The organism is Neglectibacter sp. CSJ-5 (assembly GCF_032490475.1).
Lineage (GTDB): Bacteria > Bacillota > Clostridia > Oscillospirales > Acutalibacteraceae > Hominenteromicrobium > Hominenteromicrobium mulieris.
On the sequence record NZ_JAVYJC010000002.1, the window covers coordinates 515,473 to 532,010 of the forward strand.

Annotated in this window: 15 protein-coding genes and 5 tRNA genes; 1 reads left to right on the forward strand and 19 read right to left on the reverse strand. The window is 53.4% G+C overall.

All coding sequences use genetic code 11. The annotated features are described in order from the left end of the window. The first annotated feature begins 46 nt into the window (after window positions 1-46). The gene (locus R2K26_RS06595; RefSeq protein ID WP_316519308.1) at window positions 47-958 is read left to right on the forward strand and encodes a tyrosine-type recombinase/integrase; all 912 of its coding nucleotides are present in this window, start codon (window positions 47-49) and stop codon (window positions 956-958) included. 627 nt (window positions 959-1,585) lie between these two features. Here the strand turns inward: R2K26_RS06595 and R2K26_RS06600 are convergent. From R2K26_RS06600 to R2K26_RS06690, 19 genes are all read right to left on the reverse strand, one after another. Then, window positions 1,586-1,660: transfer RNA gene (locus R2K26_RS06600), tRNA-Cys, on the reverse strand. 40 nt (window positions 1,661-1,700) lie between these two features. After that, window positions 1,701-1,776, reverse strand: a tRNA-Gly gene (locus R2K26_RS06605). A gap of 3 nt (window positions 1,777-1,779) precedes the next feature. Next, a tRNA-Phe gene (locus R2K26_RS06610) sits at window positions 1,780-1,855 on the reverse strand. Between the two features lie 5 nt (window positions 1,856-1,860). Further along, window positions 1,861-1,937, reverse strand: a tRNA-Asp gene (locus R2K26_RS06615). Window positions 1,938-1,942: 5 nt separating this feature from the next. Further along, window positions 1,943-2,019 (reverse strand) — tRNA-Val (locus R2K26_RS06620). 136 nt (window positions 2,020-2,155) lie between these two features. Continuing rightward, complete coding sequence (gene hslO / locus R2K26_RS06625; RefSeq protein WP_316519309.1) at window positions 2,156-3,061, reverse strand: Hsp33 family molecular chaperone HslO; 906 nt, start codon at window positions 3,059-3,061, stop codon at window positions 2,156-2,158. Between the two features lie 24 nt (window positions 3,062-3,085). Next, entirely contained in the window at window positions 3,086-3,868 is a 783-nt protein-coding gene (locus R2K26_RS06630; protein WP_316519310.1) for a methyltransferase domain-containing protein, read from the reverse strand. Further along, window positions 3,868-4,173, reverse strand: coding sequence for a YerC/YecD family TrpR-related protein (locus tag R2K26_RS06635; RefSeq protein ID WP_176821390.1), 306 nt, complete (start codon window positions 4,171-4,173; stop codon window positions 3,868-3,870). The genes R2K26_RS06630 and R2K26_RS06635 overlap by 1 nt, the downstream gene beginning before the upstream one ends. Window positions 4,174-4,347: 174 nt before the next feature. Continuing rightward, on the reverse strand, window positions 4,348-5,646 hold the full coding sequence (gene lysA / locus R2K26_RS06640) for a diaminopimelate decarboxylase (RefSeq protein WP_316519311.1): 1,299 nt from the start codon (window positions 5,644-5,646) through the stop codon (window positions 4,348-4,350). Window positions 5,647-5,693: 47 nt separating this feature from the next. Further along, complete coding sequence (yihA, locus tag R2K26_RS06645) at window positions 5,694-6,278, reverse strand: ribosome biogenesis GTP-binding protein YihA/YsxC (protein ID WP_316519312.1); 585 nt, start codon at window positions 6,276-6,278, stop codon at window positions 5,694-5,696. A 10-nt stretch (window positions 6,279-6,288) separates the two neighbouring features. Further along, complete coding sequence (gene lon / locus R2K26_RS06650) at window positions 6,289-8,694, reverse strand: endopeptidase La (protein WP_316519313.1); 2,406 nt, start codon at window positions 8,692-8,694, stop codon at window positions 6,289-6,291. Window positions 8,695-8,766: 72 nt separating this feature from the next. Then, window positions 8,767-10,089, reverse strand: coding sequence for an ATP-dependent Clp protease ATP-binding subunit ClpX (clpX, locus tag R2K26_RS06655; protein ID WP_316519314.1), 1,323 nt, complete (start codon window positions 10,087-10,089; stop codon window positions 8,767-8,769). 17 nt (window positions 10,090-10,106) lie between these two features. Then, window positions 10,107-10,694, reverse strand: a complete 588-nt coding sequence (clpP, locus tag R2K26_RS06660; RefSeq protein WP_316519315.1) for an ATP-dependent Clp endopeptidase proteolytic subunit ClpP — start codon at window positions 10,692-10,694, stop codon at window positions 10,107-10,109. Between the two features lie 117 nt (window positions 10,695-10,811). Continuing rightward, a complete protein-coding gene (gene tig, locus R2K26_RS06665) occupies window positions 10,812-12,188 on the reverse strand; it encodes a trigger factor (RefSeq protein WP_316519316.1) in 1,377 nt (458 codons plus the stop codon). A gap of 157 nt (window positions 12,189-12,345) precedes the next feature. Beyond that, window positions 12,346-13,053: a metallophosphoesterase gene (locus R2K26_RS06670; protein ID WP_316519317.1), complete on the reverse strand. Its 708-nt coding sequence runs from the start codon at window positions 13,051-13,053 to the stop codon at window positions 12,346-12,348. Window position 13,054: 1 nt separating this feature from the next. Next, window positions 13,055-14,545, reverse strand: coding sequence for a threonine synthase (thrC, locus tag R2K26_RS06675; protein ID WP_316519318.1), 1,491 nt, complete (start codon window positions 14,543-14,545; stop codon window positions 13,055-13,057). 42 nt (window positions 14,546-14,587) lie between these two features. Next, window positions 14,588-15,523: a membrane dipeptidase gene (locus R2K26_RS06680; protein ID WP_316519319.1), complete on the reverse strand. Its 936-nt coding sequence runs from the start codon at window positions 15,521-15,523 to the stop codon at window positions 14,588-14,590. Between the two features lie 47 nt (window positions 15,524-15,570). After that, window positions 15,571-15,924 (reverse strand): YraN family protein, encoded by a 354-nt coding sequence (locus R2K26_RS06685; protein ID WP_316519320.1) that lies wholly within the window; start codon window positions 15,922-15,924, stop codon window positions 15,571-15,573. A gap of 12 nt (window positions 15,925-15,936) precedes the next feature. Then, the gene (locus tag R2K26_RS06690; protein WP_316519321.1) at window positions 15,937-16,533 is read right to left on the reverse strand and encodes a ribonuclease HII; all 597 of its coding nucleotides are present in this window, start codon (window positions 16,531-16,533) and stop codon (window positions 15,937-15,939) included. Between the last annotated feature and the right edge of the window lie 5 nt (window positions 16,534-16,538).

A 16,538-nucleotide genomic window follows, 5' to 3' on the forward strand; every position in this document is an offset into this window, starting at 1 on the left:
AATTCAAGCACCCTATGTGGGGAATTTTAATAAAGGAAGTAGCAACATGTACGAAACAAACAAAAGGGATTACACACTCGGCGAATGGCTTGATATTTGGCTCGAAGAAATCGCGCCCACAAAGCGAAAGCCCAACACCATAAGCATTTACCGGGACGCCAGACGGCGTCTGCTGACCCATCACCCGGAGGCCGCCGGTATTCTTCTCGTTGAGCTCAATGCTTTACAGGTTGAAGGCTGGCTGAACTCCATGCGGCAGAAGTATGCAAAGTCAACGCTGCGTCATATCCGCGTTATGCTGAATCAAGCATACAAATCCGCAATAAAGGGACATAACTGTGACGATAATCCCGTTAAAGACGCAGCACTTCCCGCCGCGCGAGAAAAAGAAGTTAAAGCGCTTACACAGCGAGAACAGGCCGCATTTGAAGGATGTTTTCACATACTGAAAAAACCGATAGATGAATACATTCTGCGCATGTATTTATTGACCGGTCTGCGCCGGGATGAGCTACGCCTGATGCAATGGCGGCAATACGATCCGCAAAACCGCACGCTCAAAATTCCCGAAAGCAAAACCGAGGCCGGTGTCCGTCTTCTCCCTGTTTTGCCCGAAGCCGCCGCCATACTCTACATGATCCGGTGCAATACCGAGTATAACAAGCCGCATGACTATATATTCAGCGTGGCTGATAACGGGAATAAACCGTTCAGCACATATCATTTGCGCTATATCTGTACACGCGTTTCAAAGGCCGCCGGTATTTGTCATGTTACTCCGCACATGCTACGGCACACCTTTGCTACACGGCTGATAGAAAAAGGCGCCGATCCGAAAAGCGTCTCTATGCTTCTGGGGCACAAAAACGTTGTTTTCACGCTGCAAAAATACGTTTCGCCCGATATTGAGCACCTTGAAACCGAAATTATGCGGCTTTCTCAAATCAAAAAATCCTGAAAAATAAAAAAATTCGAGAAATCTTTCCCGAATTTTTAAAAAAGACTTGAAATTTGCGGCAAAAAGTAGTAAAATATATATTGCAAATGAATAAAGCCCCACTAAATCAAAAAATTGTCTGATAATTTTTTGATTTATTCCGATCAGATGTTACCAGCATCTAAAGGGAACTCGTGAAGCTTATACTCATATTGTGTTTAATACGTATGTATTATAACACATTATAAGTCTGTGTTCAAGAGCCTTTTGCTGTTATATCTGCGGAAGGCTCTCTTTTATTTTGCCCGTACCTTGACAATCGAATGAACCCACAGACGAGAATACCCGGCGCAAATCAGTGTGCATGTGCGCACCTCTGCAAAGGGAAATACTTGAGTATACAGGATTGGACAAACCTAATCTGCCTTAGGAACGGCGTTTGAGGATGGGTCAATAAACCAAATCAGCAAATTTTCTACTAATAGATGTGCTCAGTTCGTTTTCGGATTGAGCACATACATTAGGAGAAAATCTCCTTGTTTGGGAAATGACACAAGGTCATCAAACCAAATAAACAATTTTCTACTAATCGATGAGCTCAGTCCTCTATGAACTGAGCTCATACATTAGGAGAAAATCTCCTTACTCTGGAGGTGACACCCGGATTTGAACCGGGGAATCAGGGTTTTGCAGACCCACGCCTTACCACTTGGCTATGTCACCATTTTGAAAAAGACGCCTTATCTTCAGCGTCTTTTTCTTTTGGAGCGGACGACGAGGCTCGAACTCGCTACCTCCACCTTGGCAAGGTGGCGCTCTACCAGATGAGCTACGTCCGCATATGGTGCCTCCGATCGGAATCGAACCAATGACACGGGGATTTTCAGTCCCCTGCTCTACCAACTGAGCTACAGAGGCAAATGTGGCGACCCGGAACGGGCTCGAACCGTCGACCTCTAGCGTGACAGGCTAGCGTTCTAACCAGCTGAACTACCGGGCCACATTTGGTGGGGACAATAGGACTCGAACCTATGACCCCCTGCTTGTAAGGCAGGTGCTCTAACCAGCTGAGCTATACCCCCAAACAGCATCGCTTTTCAGAAATCTTTCAACAGAACTTGCGGCTCTTTTGAAGTCTTATGTCTTCCAGCGACGTTGTATATATTACCACATGCTTATTAAAAAGTCAATACATTTTCCAAAACTTTTTCAAAAAAGTTATTTCGAGACATTTTTACGCTTTTCGCGCACGCTTTCGGCAAGCTCGTGCAGCTCCTCTTTTGTGAAGTAATACTTGCGGCAGCAGTACGGACACACCGCTTCCACCTTGCCGTCCACAGCCGGCAGCGTATCGATTTCATCCGGTTCCAAGGTCGCAAGGGCATTATAATACTTCTCACGGCTGCATGTGCAGGCGTAGTGCACGGGGATTTCCTCCAGCTTTTCGACTTCAAAGCCCGTGAGCGCCGTGTCGACCATCTGCTCCACGGTCATGCCCTTTGCAAGCATGGTGGTGACAGGCTCCAGCGTCGCGATATTCGCTTCCAGCTTTTCAATGTCCTGCGGCAGTGCGCCGGGCAGCACCTGAATAAGCAAACCGCCTGCAAGCAGCACGCCGTTCGTGTTCGGGTCTACAAGCACGCCGAGTGCGCACACCGTGGGGATCTGCTCGCTCACGGCGTAATAATTCGTGATGTCCTCGGCGATCTCGCCGCTGACGAGCTCTACTTGGCCCATATACGGCTCACCCGTACCGTAACTGCGGATGACACCGAGGCGGCCGTCTGTACCGACTGCGGCGCTGACGTCCAGCTTGCCGTTCGGCTTCAGGGGCACGTCTACGTTTGGATTGTCCACACAGCCGCGCACATTGCCGTGGCTGTCGGAAATTGCCGTGACGGTGCCGATGGGACCGCCGCCGTTTATGCGCAACGTGAGCGTGGCATGCTCTTGCTTTTGCATAGCGCCCATGACGGACGCCGCGGTAAGCAGTCTGCCAAGCGCAGCGGAAGCCGTGGCGCTGAGACCGTGCAGCCTCTGCGCGGTATATACCGTATCGCTTGAATCGATTGCGGAGGCCATGAGCGCACCGTCCGATGTGATGCAGCGAATAATCCTATCCAATGAAATTCTTCCTTTCGGAGCGTTTTACGGAGCAATATCGTCCTTAAAAACGCCGTTTTGTGAGTTTGTGATGTGTGCGGCGAAAATAATGCGCTGCTCCTCCGGCTTCGGCGCGTCGAAAGAGAGGTCGCCGAAGACCTCCACCCTATCAAAGCCGGACTTTTTCAGCATTTCCGTCAGCTTCTCCACGCTGTATGCGTGCTCAAAGAAATGCTCGCTGCTGCGCGTATAGACCTTGCCCTCTTTCTCAAAGAAATCGAGAGAGATCGCCACACTGTGATCCTGCGGATTATAGCGGTTCTGCCATGCGCAGTAAATATCCGCAAGGTCGTAAATATAGGTGTTGTTGCCCAGCACCTTTTCGTGCTTATAGAGCGTGTTTACGTCGAAAATGAACCAGCTGTCGTTATCCATGAAAAACGCCACGCGGTCAAATGCCGCCTGCACCTGCGCTTCGCCGGAGAGGTGGTTGATGCTGTCCAGCGAACAGAACACCGTGTTGACCGTGCCGAACAGGTCGAGCGTCTGCATTTTCTGACAAAGGAACATCACATCGGCTTTCATGTCGTAAGCTTTGTCCTTCGCTTCGGACAGCATGGCGATGGAGCCGTCCACGCCGTACACATCCATGCCAAGCTTATAAAGCTCCAGCGTAAGGCTGCCGGTACCGCAGGCAAGGTCTAAGACGATGCCCGGTTCATGGTGGAGATGCTCGAGCAGCTTCTTTAAATACGCCGCGCGGCCCTTATAATCCACGTTCGCGGTCAACGCATCGTAATAGCGCGCAAAAACGTCGTAGCCGGCCATTAGTCCTCTTTTCCGCCGCCGGTCAACAGGCGCTCAAAAATCAGCGTGTAGCCGTCGCTGCCGTAATTCAAAGAGCGATTGACACGGCTGATGGTCGCGGTGGAAGCGCCGGTCTTATCGACGATGTCGCTGTACACATGGCGCTCGCTGAGCATTTTGGCAACGGCAATGCGCTGCGACATGGCCTTCAGCTCCGGCACGGTACAGAGGTCTTCAAAAAATTTATAGCATTCCTCGCGATTTTTCAGCGTGAGAATAGCATCAAAAAGGAAATCAACGTTTTCATCATGCAGTTTTGTATTCATTGTTTCTGTGTTCCTTTCTTTATGAATTTGCATCCGAAAACGGCGCATTTATGCCATAAAGCACCAAATGCGCCGTCTTTTCGTCAACGAGGTTCTTTACTTTTTTATTTTAACATACAAAAGTACAAAAGTAAACACCGAAATCAAGAAATTTTTGCACAGCAGTGCGTGAAATCACACATCGTTGCGCACGAGGTCTTCATAGGTCTCCCCTTTGATGATGACACGGGATTCTCCGCCGCGAACCATGACGACCGGAGGACGCGTGTTGCGGTTGTAATTCGATGCCATGGAGTAGTTGTACGCGCCGGTGGAGAGCACCGCCAGAATATCGCCGACCTCGGGCTTTTGAATGAGCGTGTTCTCCTGAATGAGGTCGCCGCTTTCGCAGCACTTGCCGGCGATAGTCGCCGTAAAGTTTGCGGGCTCGTTCGCTTTATTTGCGATGAGGCAAGTGTAATCCGACTGATAGAGCGCGTAACGCGGGTTTTCATACATGCCGCCGTCAATAGCCACATATGTACGCACGTTCGGGATGGTCTTGATATCGCCGACGGTGTACAGCGTGAGGCCGGCCTCGCACACGATGGAGCGTCCCGGCTCAATGTAAATATACGGCACCTGAATACCGTACTCCTTGCAGGCAGCATGCACGGCTTCGGAAACGTCGCTCATGTAATCTTCATACGGCACGGCTGCATCGGCTTCCTTGTACTTTACGCCGAAGCCGCCGCCGAGGTTGAGGTGTGTCAGCGTTTTGCCGAGCTCTGTATGGATCTTGTTATAGAACTTCAGCATGACCTGCGCCGCCAGCACGAACGGAGCTTTGTCGAAAATCTGCGAGCCGATGTGGCAGTGCAGACCGATGAGCTCTACATTTTCGCACGCGACGGCTTCCTTTACGGCTTCAAACGCCTCGCCGTTTTCAAGTGCAAAGCCGAACTTGGAATCGATCTGACCCGTGCGGATAAACTCGTGCGTGTGGGCGTCAATGCCGGGCTTGATGCGCATGGAAATGGACGTAACGACGCCTTTTTCCGCAGAGAGCTTTTCAATGCGGTGCAGCTCGTTTAAGTTATCAACGACAATGTCGCCTACGCCGCTTTCAAGCGCATAGCGGAGTTCCTGCATTGTTTTATTGTTGCCATGGAAATGAATGTGTTTTGCATCCACACCCGCTGCAAGGGCGGTATACAGCTCGCCGCCGGAGACGACGTCGAGGTCTAAGCCTTCTTCGGTCACGATACGGCAAATCTCTTTGCAGCAGAACGCCTTACTGGCATACAGCGCGGTGCCGTTTCCATTATAGTGGCGCTCAAACGAAGACTTATAGCGGCGGCAAACGCTGCGGATCTCATCTTCGCTCATCACATACAGCGCGGTGCCGTACTTTTCGGCAAGCTCCACAGTGTCGCAGCCGCTGATCGTCAGGTGGCCTTTTTCATTGACATTGTAACAATCGGATACAAACATATTTTTCATTCCCTTCAAAAAGTGGTGGATCTATACTTCGCAGCTGCTCAGTTACCCAAAACGGCAGCTTCGATGTGCTGTTTCAGCGTCTCCAAACCGAATCCGGTCTGGGAGGAATACGGGATGAACGGGATTTTATGCTCACGGAACAGGTCCTCGAAATACGCGTTCTGCGTGTTGAACTGCGTTTTGTTCAGCTTATCGCTTTTCGTACAGACGACGAGGAACGGCAGGTCACGCTCGATAAGGAAGTTAATCATATCGAAATCGTCCGCAGTCGGCTCATGGCGCATATCGAGAATTTGGATGACGAGCGCCACGTTGCGCTCTGCATCAAAATATCCCTGCATCAGCTTTGCCCAGCGCTGCTTTTCGCTTTGTGAAACCTTGGCGTAGCCGTAGCCCGGCAGGTCTACAAAGCGGCACTCCGGCAGACGGAAAAAGTTGATGGTCGCCGTTTTGCCGGGCGTGGCGCTGACGCGTGCAAGCGCCTTGCGGTTGACGAGCTTATTGATGAGCGAGGATTTGCCCACATTGGATTTACCGGAAAAAACGATCTCCGGCAAGTCCGACTTTTTGAGCTGATCCGCGCGGCCGGCGGCAGCTTCAAATTCTACTGACTGAAAATTCACGGTGTTCCCCTTACTGTCTGAGTGTCTGTACGCCGTGCGCGGGCTCCGGGCAAGGCGTATTCGGCTTGGTTTCTCTGTTTAAAAGCCCGGGCATGGCGATGGGCAACACCTCATCGATACGGCGCACCGGCACAAACTGCACGTTATCCTTGACGACCTGATCGACTTCGGCGAGATCCGCGATGTTCCCGTGCGGGATGATGACGGTCTTCATGCCGTTTTTATACGCCGCCATGGATTTTTCGCGCAGGCCGCCGATGGGCAGCACGCGCCCCTGCAGCGTGATCTCACCCGTCATGGCGATGTCGTGCGCGATAGGCTCTTCGCACAGCGCGGACGTGACGGCGGTCGCCATGGCGATACCGGCAGACGGACCGTCCTTCGGTACGGCGCCCTCCGGCGCGTGGATGTGGATATCCTTTTTCGCGTAGAAATCCGGGCTGATGCCGAGCGTTTCCGCGCGGGTGCGAATGCAGGTGATCGCCGTTGTGGCGGATTCCTTCATCACGTCGCCGAGCGAGCCGGTAAGCTGAATTTTGCCCGTGCCGTTCATCACGGCAACTTCGATGGGCAGCAGCTCACCGCCGACGCTTGTCCACGCAAGACCGTTCACAAGGCCGATCTCGTCGCGGCGCTCTTCTTTATCCTTCGCAAACTTTGCCGGGCCGAGCAGGTCTTCAAGGTCGGCGGGCTTCACGGAATAAGACTTGAAATCTTCCTCCGTGACGATGCGGCGCGCGACTTTGCGGCAAATGGTGCCGATGGTGCGCTCCAATGTGCGCACGCCGGCTTCGCGGGTGTAGTCTTCGATGATTGCGTGCAGTGCCTTCGGTGTGAAGCGCAGCTGCGCCGCCTTGATGCCGTGCTTTTTCAGTTGCTTGGGCACCAAATATTTCGAGGCGATGTGGAACTTTTCCTCCGCCGTGTAGCTGCCGAGCGTAATGACGTCCATGCGGTCATACAGCGGACCCGGAATGGCGGAAGCGTCGTTTGCCGTGGTGACAAACAGCACGTGGCTGAGGTCGAACGGCAAGTCAATGTAATGGTCCTGAAACGCGCTGTTCTGTTCGGGATCGAGCACCTCAAGCAGCGACGCGGACGGATCGCCCTTAAAGCTCTGACCGAGCTTATCTATCTCATCGAGCAGGATGAGGGGGTTATTCGTGCCCGCCTGCTTCACAGCCGCCATGATGCGGCCCGGCATGGAGCCGACGTAGGTGCGGCGGTGGCCCATGATGTCCGCTTCGTCGCGCACGCCGCCGAGGGAAACACGCACGTACTTGCGGCCGGTCGCCTCGGCGATAGAGCGCGCAATGGACGTTTTGCCAACGCCCGGCGGGCCGACAAGGCAAATGATCTGCCCTGTCGCCTGGTCAGAGAGCTTGCGCACGGCGAGCGTCTCCAAAAATCTCGCTTTAACCTTTTCCATGCCGTAATGGTCGCGGTTGAGAATTTTCTCCGCGCGGTCGAGGTCCAAGCGCTCCTTGGAACTCGTGTTCCACGGCAGCTCAAGGCACGTTTCGAGGTACACGCGCATGACAGAGCCCTCATGCGAGCCGTATGGCATTTTGGCGAGGCGATCGCACTCTTTTAAGAGCTTTTCGCGCGCGACCTGCGGCAGGTTTAATTTTTCTATTCTCTGGCGGAATTCGTCGGATTCCTCCTGCGGGTTATCCTCTTCGCCAAGCTCGCTTGCAATGGCGCGCATCTGCTCGCGCAGCATGTAAACGCGCTGATTTTCATCCATTTGCTCCTGCGCCTTTTGCGAAATCTCACGTTCGAGCGATAAGACTTTGATTTCATCGCTCAAAATATCATTGAGTTTTGCAATGCGCTTTTCCGGGTGGAGCTCATCGAGAATGCACTGCTTCTGCTCGAAATCGAGCGAAATGTTCGCTGCGATAAAGTCGGCCAAATCACCGCAGTCCTTCTGCTGCATAACGCCGAGCAGAATATCCGGCGGCACCTGACGGAACCAGCGGATGTACTCTTCAAATCTCTCCTGTGCAATGCGGCTGAGCGCTTCCGTTCTTGCGGTGTGGCGTGCGGCGATCGGCTTGCACACGCACACGCTGCCCGTGAGGTACGGCTCATTTTGCACAACGGACATAATCTCCGCGCGCTCGATGCCTTCCACATGCAGCTTGATGCCGTTATCTGCGGTGTGTACCACCTGCTTGATGCGGGCGATGACACCGATTTTATAGAGGTCTTCCGCCATGGGCTCGCTTTCCGAAAGGTCGGTCTGCGTGACGATGAACAGCTCGCGGCTATCCGTATCCAGCGCCGCTTTGGCGGCCAGAACGGACTTTTTTCTGCCGATATCAAACTGCACGATCATGCCGGGGAACACGACGAGTCCGCGTACGGCGAGTACCGGCAGAACTCTCTCTTCCTCAAGTATGGTTTCTTTCATAAAATTATCAAATCCTTATAAATCAGACAAGGCTGCGCAGCAGGGATCGCTGCACAGCCTGTATGATGATCACTATGATGCCGAATCCTTGCGAGCGCGCCGTTTGGGTTGTGTCATTTTGATCTTTACCGGGACGCGGTCGGGATTGTGCACGATTTCAGGCGCAGCGCCGTTCTCTACCGAATCCTTGGTAACGGTGATCTTTTCGATCGTATAATCGCTCGGGACCTCAAACATCAGGTTCTTCAGCGTATCTTCCATAATGGAACGCAGGCCGCGGGCGCCGGTCTTGCGGGCAATGGTCTTTTCCGCAATGGCGTCAAGCGCTTCGGGTGTGAACTCCAAATCGACCTTATCAAGGTCAAAGAGCTTCTTATACTGGCTGACAAGGCAGTTTTTCGGCTCTGTGAGGATGCGCACAAGTGCGGCTTTGTCGAGGTCGCTCAGCGCGGTGATGACCGGCAGACGACCGACAAGCTCCGGGATGAGGCCGAACTTGACGAGGTCATGCGGGGTAACTTCTTTCATCCACTCCGTGTTATCAAGCTCGTCTTTGCTCTTGATGACCGAGTTAAAGCCCAGCGTCTGCGCTTCGGTGCGGCGCTGAATGACGCTTTTAAGGCCGTCGAACGCACCGCCGCAGATGAAGAGGATGTTCGAGGTATCGATGTTGATGACCTCCTGCTGCGGGTGCTTTCTGCCGCCCTTTGGCGGGACGCCGGCAATGGTGCCCTCCAGAATTTTGAGCAGCGCCTGCTGCACGCCCTCGCCGCTGACGTCACGCGTGATGGACGGGTTTTCGGACTTTCTGGAGATCTTATCGATCTCATCGACATAGATGATGCCGTGCTCGGCACGCTCAATGTCGTAATCTGCTGCCTGAATGAGACGCAGCAGGATGTTTTCGACGTCTTCGCCGACATAGCCGGCTTCCGTCAGAGTCGTTGCGTCCGCAATGGCGAACGGAACGTCCAAAAGCTTTGCAAGCGTCTGCGCAAGATAGGTCTTGCCGACGCCGGTGGGACCAAGCAGCAGCACGTTGCTCTTTGCAATCTCCACGCCGCCGTCTTCACCGCTGAAGAAAATGCGCTTATAGTGGTTATAGACCGCCACCGCGAGCGTCATTTTGGCTTCGTCCTGCCCGATGACGTATTCATCGAGCTGCTTTTTGATCTCCTGCGGCTTCGGCAGCACCATTTCGGCGCGCGGCTTGTTTTTCGGCTGCGGGCGGCCGCGGTGGAGAGAATCTTCATCCGCGATGATGTCCATGCAGAGCTCTACGCATTCGTCACAGATATACACGCCGTTGCCGGAGATCAGGCGCTTTGCCTGCGACTGCGGCTTCCCGCAGAAGGAGCAGCGCACTTCGTTATCATTTCCGAAATTATTCGGCATGAAAGCACGCCCTTTCGTTATTTCGATTTCGTTGCGATGACCTTATCAATAAGGCCGTACTCCATGGCCTGCTGTGCGGTCATGAAGTTATCGCGCTCCGTATCCTTGCAGATGACTTCGTACGGCTGACCCGTACGCTCTGCGAGGATGGTGTTGAGACTCTTCTTCTTTTGAAGAATACGCTCTGCCTGAATCTGGATATCCGTAGCCTGACCCTGTGCACCGCCGGACGGCTGATGGATCATAATCTCGGCGTTCGGCAGCGCATAGCGCTTGCCCTTTGCACCGGCAGCCAGCAGGAACGCACCCATGGAAGCTGCCATGCCCATGCAGATGGTGGAAACATCGCACTTGATGTACTGCATGGTATCATAAATCGCCATGCCGGCCGTGATGACACCGCCGGGGCTGTTGATATACAGGCTGATGTCCTTATCGGGGTCCTGACCCTCGAGATACAGAAGCTGTGCTACGACAAGGCTCGCTGTGGTGTCGTTCACCTCGTCGTTCAGCATAATGATTCTATCGTTGAGAAGACGGGAGAAAATATCGTAGGAACGCTCTCCTCTGCTCGTCTGCTCCACAACATAAGGTACCAAACTCATCGTACAAACTCCTTTCGCGCTTCTTTTGCTTCGCCCGCTGTCCGATGCAGGGACAGCGGGCGAAAGAAGCGATATATGATATGCTGTTACTATAATACTAACCGTAAAGGCGGTAAATTATTCCTCGGTCTTAGCTTCAGCTGTTTCCTCGGTTTTTTCTTCCGCTGCCTTCTTGGTGCTCTTTCTTCTGGTGGTCTTCTTTGCCGGCTTTTCTGCCTTTACGGAAGCGTTTTCCTTAACAAAGTCGATCGCCTTCTGATTTTTGAGGTCTGCTCTGATCTGCGTCTCTGCAACGAGGTTCTTGATCTGCGCGACTTCCATATTGTACTGCTTTGCGAGTTTCTCATACTCTTCCTCAACAGCCTCATCGGAAACTTCGAGGTTCTCAAGCTCAGCAATCTTCTCCAGTGCAAGTCTCAGCTTAAGCTGCTTCTCGGACTGCGGTCTGAACTGCTCCTTGATGGCGTTGACGTCCATGCCGGTGTACTTGAGATAGGTCTCGAGGTTCAGTCCCTGAGACTGGAGGCGGTATGCGAAGTTGTTGATGCTCTCCTCAACTTCCTGCTCGTACATCTCTTCCGGAATCTCGCCCTGTACCTTCTCGATGAGTGCATCAAAGATCTGGTTCTCAACGTTCATCTCTTCCTGCTTCTCGCGGTCGTTCTGCAGCTTCTCGCGGAGGCTGTTCTTGTACTCGTCGAGCGTATCGAACTCGCTTACGTCCTTTGCGAACTCATCGTCGAGGGTCGGGAGCTCCTTGCGCTTGATCTGGTGCAGCTTAATCTTGAAGGTCGCGTCCTTGCCCTTGAGCTCTTCTGCCTGATAGTCCTCCGGGAACTTCACGCTGATCTCGAACTCGTCGCCGACTTCATGGCCGACGATCTGATCTTCAAAGCCCGGGATAAACTGGCCGGAGCCGAGGGAAAGCTCGAATCCTTCCGCTTTGCCGCCCTCGAAAGCCTTGCCGTCGCAGAAGCCCTCGAAATCGATGACTGCAGTGTCGCCCGTAAGCGCGCCTCTGTTATCGACATCGACCATTCTGGAGTTTCTGTCCTGAACCTTTACGAGCTCTGCGCTGACGTCCTCATCCGTAACTTCGACATTCTTCTTCGTAGCTTCGATGCCCTTGTAGCCTTCAATGGTAATCACCGGCTTCACAACAACGGTGAGCTTCAGCTCGATGCCGTTCTCGCGGGAAACGGAGGTAACGTCCGCATTGGAAACCGCGATGACTTCCAGACCGGAAGCTTCGATAGCGTCCTGCATAGCCGGGCGATAGAGCTTGTCCACAGCAGCTTCAAAGAACACGTTTTCGCCGTACATCTTCTCGATGACGGATCTCGGAGCATGACCCTTGCGGAAGCCCGGAACAGACATCTTCTTGCCCTCGGTCTTTGCGACCTCGGAGAGTGCTTTGTTGAAATCTTCAGCGGAGATTTCGACCTCCAGCTCATACTTGTTGGTTTCGGTTTTGTTGGTTGCCTTTAAGTTCATTTCCTTCTATCCTCTCAAAAATAAATTACAATTTTATTTGGAACACGCGGGCGGATATACCCGTAATGCGCGATACCTTTTGACATTATAGCACACCTGTGCCGAATATTCCAGACAAACCTTTGAATTTTTTGATATTTTATAATTTGTTAAAAATTCAGCCGATTTCTGCGTCTTTTCGCACCAATTTCGGGGTGAAACGGATATAATCACACGAGACAAGGTGCATTTTTATGCCCCCATATTCACCAAGCGGCGCTTTTTTTGCGGCGTGATCGCCGTGAATGTGCCCGTAGTAGCACTCCTTTACGCCGTATGTCTGCATCGTATCCAGCAATTCCCGGCACTGTGCGGTATCGTACGCCGGCGGGTAATGCAGGAACACGACGGGTGTGCCGCCGAGGGCTTTTGCGGCGTTTAAGGACGCGATGAGACGCCCGTTTTCGCGCGCGACGATTTTTTTATCCTCTGCCGTTTCGGCGTTATAGAGCCAGCCGCGCGTGCCGCAGACCGTAATGTCCCCCACACGCTCGGCGGAATTGAACACGAGCTGCATCGTTTTGAAGCCCTTTTGCGCAAAGAATGTCTCGATCTTGTTGCGCGTGGACCACCAGTAATCGTGGTTGCCTTTTAACAACAGCTTTTTGCCCGGCAGACTTTCGATGAACGCGAAATCCTTTTCGGTCTCTTCCAGCCGCATGCCCCAGGAAATATCCCCGGCGATGACGACGGTATCCTCTTCGGTAACGAGGGCGCGCCAGTTTTTCTCCAGCCGCTCCACATAGTTTTCCCAGCCGCGGAACACATCCATCGGCTTATCTGTACCAAGGGAAAGGTGCAGATCGGCGATCGCGTACAGCGCCATTTTACACTCTGACCGTTTCGCGCACAAAATCTGCCATATCGGCAGCGGCGCAGGTGTTTTCAAAGCGGACGGGCTTCGTCCTTAACGCTGTGATTGGCGCAGGGATCTTTGTGTTTGAAAGCTTCGCGAGCAGCTCGGCCTCCGCAAACGGATCTGCGGACTTTTCGCAATCGAACGCGTCGAGCACGCTGTCCGGGAATTTATACGGGCTTGCAGTGGAAGCAATGACGGCGGGCGTGTTGTCGCCGGTCTCTTTCAGATACTGCTCGTAAACGCCGACCGCGACCGCCGTATGCGTATCGCACAGGTAGCCGTCTTTTTCAAACGTATTGCGGATGACTTCAACGGTTTCCTTATCATCGCAGCAGCCGCCGTAGAACAGCGCGCGTACGGCATCGGCCGTTGCGGCGTCCACTGTGTATGCGCCGCCGCTTTGCAGGGCGTTCATCCAGCCCGTGAGCTTTTCGGTGTCTTCGCCGCACAAGTGGTAGAGCAGTCTTTCCAGATTGCTGGAGACCAGAATATCCATGGACGGCGAAATGGTGGTATAAAACGCGCGCTTTTTGTCGTACGTACCGGTGCGGATAAAATCCGTCAGCACGTTGTTGCTGTTCGACGCGCAGATAAACTTGTGTACCGGCAGACCCATGCGCTTTGCATAATAGGAAGCGAGAATGTTGCCGAAGTTGCCCGTGGGCACGACGACGTTGATTGCATCGCCCATCTTAATTTTCTTCGCATTCACAAGGTCGAGGTACGCGGAGAAATAGTAGACGATCTGCGGCAGCAAGCGACCCCAATTGATAGAGTTCGCACTGGAGAACATCTTGTTGTGCTGCGCAAGCTCGGCTTTGAGCGCGGGATCGGTGAAAATTTTCTTCACACCGGTCTGTGCGTCGTCAAAGTTGCCGTGGATAGCGCACACGCAGACGTTTTCGCCCTCCTGCGTGTTCATCTGGCGCTTCTGCATGGGGCTGACGCCGTTTTCGGGATAGAACACGATCATCTCCGTGCCCGCGACGTCCTTAAATCCCTCGAGCGCCGCCTTGCCGGTATCGCCGGATGTTGCGACCAGTATGACCGCCGTTTTTCCGTCCGCCGTCTTTTTAAGCGAGCGGGTCAAAAGGTGCGGCAGAATTTGCAGCGCCATGTCTTTAAACGCGCAGGTTGGGCCGTGCCACAGCTCTAAAATATGTTTATTTTCGCCGTGTTTATCGAGAGACACGACCGGTGCAGGGGTGTTATCGTCAAACTTACCGCCGCCGTAAGCGCTTTCGGCGCACGCTTTAATCTCCTCTGGGGTGAAATCCGTCAGAAAGCGCGAGAGCACGTACTCGGCACGACCGATATAGTCGAGTCCGAGCATGTCGTTTAAGTCCGCTTTCGGGAAGCTCTGCGGAACAAAAAGGCCCCCCTCCTCGGAGATACCCTGTGCGATGGCCTGCGCCGCCGTCACCTGAAGCGCGGCGTTTCGTGTGCTGTTGTAATTCATGGCATCCGCCTCCTAAATCAAGTCAGTCGTATTATACTGTATTCAGGCGTTCCTGTCAAAGCGTTTGAAGAAAGACGCCGCATTTTCAAAGAAAATTTTATCCACAAGCGCTTCCGGCAGGTTGTGACGCAGGAAAACGTTTGCAATGTCCTCTACGGATTCGAGACCTGTGATGCCATGCGGCATGTCGGAGCCGTCAAAATCGCTGCCCATGGCGATGACGTCCGCGCCGCCGAGAGACAGGAAGTGCTCTGCGTGCGCGAACAGGTCCTCAACGTCTGCCTTTTCCGGGTCATCGTTCAAAAACGCTTTGAAGTAGTTGAGACCCACAAGGCCGCCACGGCTGCAGATGATGCGGAACTGGTCGTCCGTGAGGTTTCTCGGGTGCTTGCAAAGCGCCTTGGAGTTCGAGTGCGTCGCGATGAACGGGCGTTCGGTGTTTTCGGCCACATCATAGAAGAGTGCTTCGGAAGCGTGAGAAACGTCAATAACGATGCCCTCTTTTTCCATTTCCTTCACGGCAAGCTTGCCGAACGGCGTAAGGCCGAATTTATCGCCGGACATGACGCCGCTGCCGATCTCATTGCTGCCGTTCCATGTGAGCGTCATAACACGCACGCCGTTTTCGCGCAGGTGGTGAATATTCTTGAGATCGCCGGCAACGGCAGAGCCGCCCTCTACGGTCAAAATAAACGCTGTACCCTGTTTGTTGCCGAGCTTTTCGAGGTCTTCGCCGGTCTCGAGCACGGTAAACGCGCCGGTCTCGGCCATTTTGCGGAAATAGGCCGCGTGGCGGTCAAAATACTGCAAAGCCGCAGCGCCGCGCACCGAATCGGGCAGCCACACGGCGGCGCACTGCACATACGGCGCAAAGCGGTCGCCCTTCTTTACGCTGACGTGCAGGTCGTTGTCGATCAAAGATTTGTTTTGGTCAAGGCACGCTACAAGCGTGTCACAGTGCAGGTCAAAATAGCGCATGAAAAGCACCCTTTCGTCATTTTTCGCCTTTTAGGCGATGGTTAAATTTAGTAAAAAGCGTTTTCGAGGTATTCAATCTTGACTAACGCTCCGTTTTCGGTAAACACGGCAGCGGCGTCAAAGCGCGGCTGCAAATTCGTTTCGTGGCTGATGAGATAATACTGTGCCGTTTTGATGACCTTCGCGCGCTTAGAGGGCGTAATGGCTTCAAACGGGTGGCTGAGGCCGTCTGCGCTGCGGGTCTTCACCTCCACAAACGCAAGGTAACGGTCATTCTGCGCGATGACATCGATCTCGCCGAAGCGGCACTTGAAGTTGCGCTCCACGATCTCGTAGCCTTTTTCTTCCAGATATTCCGCCGTCAGCTGCTCGCCGAGGCGGCCGGAACCGGTGTTTGGCATACGCACACCTCCTCAGCCCAGAATTTTCTTTAAAAACGTCTTGCGGTGGATGGGGCACGGGCCGAATTCGTGCAGTGCTTCCACATGCACTTTGGTGCCGTAGCCCTTGTGCTTCTCGAAATGATATCCGGGATATAGCTTTGCGTATTCCAGCATCACGCGGTCTCGGCTGACTTTCGCTAAAATTGATGCTGCCGCGATGCTGGGGCTTTTTGCATCGCCCTTGACGATGGTCTCGCCCGGCACGGGCATGGGCGGCATACGGTTGCCGTCGATGAGCACATAATCGCACGCTTTCTGCATATTGTCATACGCACGGCGCATGGCGAGATATGTCGCCTGTAAAATGTTGATCACATCGATCTCTTTTTCGTCCGCAAAGCCGATACCGTAAGCGACGGCATTTTCTTTAATGACGTCAAAGAGCGCCTCACGCTTTTTTTCGCTCAGCTTTTTGGAATCATTGAGGCCGTCGATGACAAGCCCCTCCGGAAGCCACACGGCAGCTGCGTAAACGGGGCCGGCAAGCGGACCGCGGCCGGCTTCATCGATACCGCAGACGGCGGTATAGCCTTTTAAATAGGCTTCATGTTCAAAGGAATAATCCATGGAAT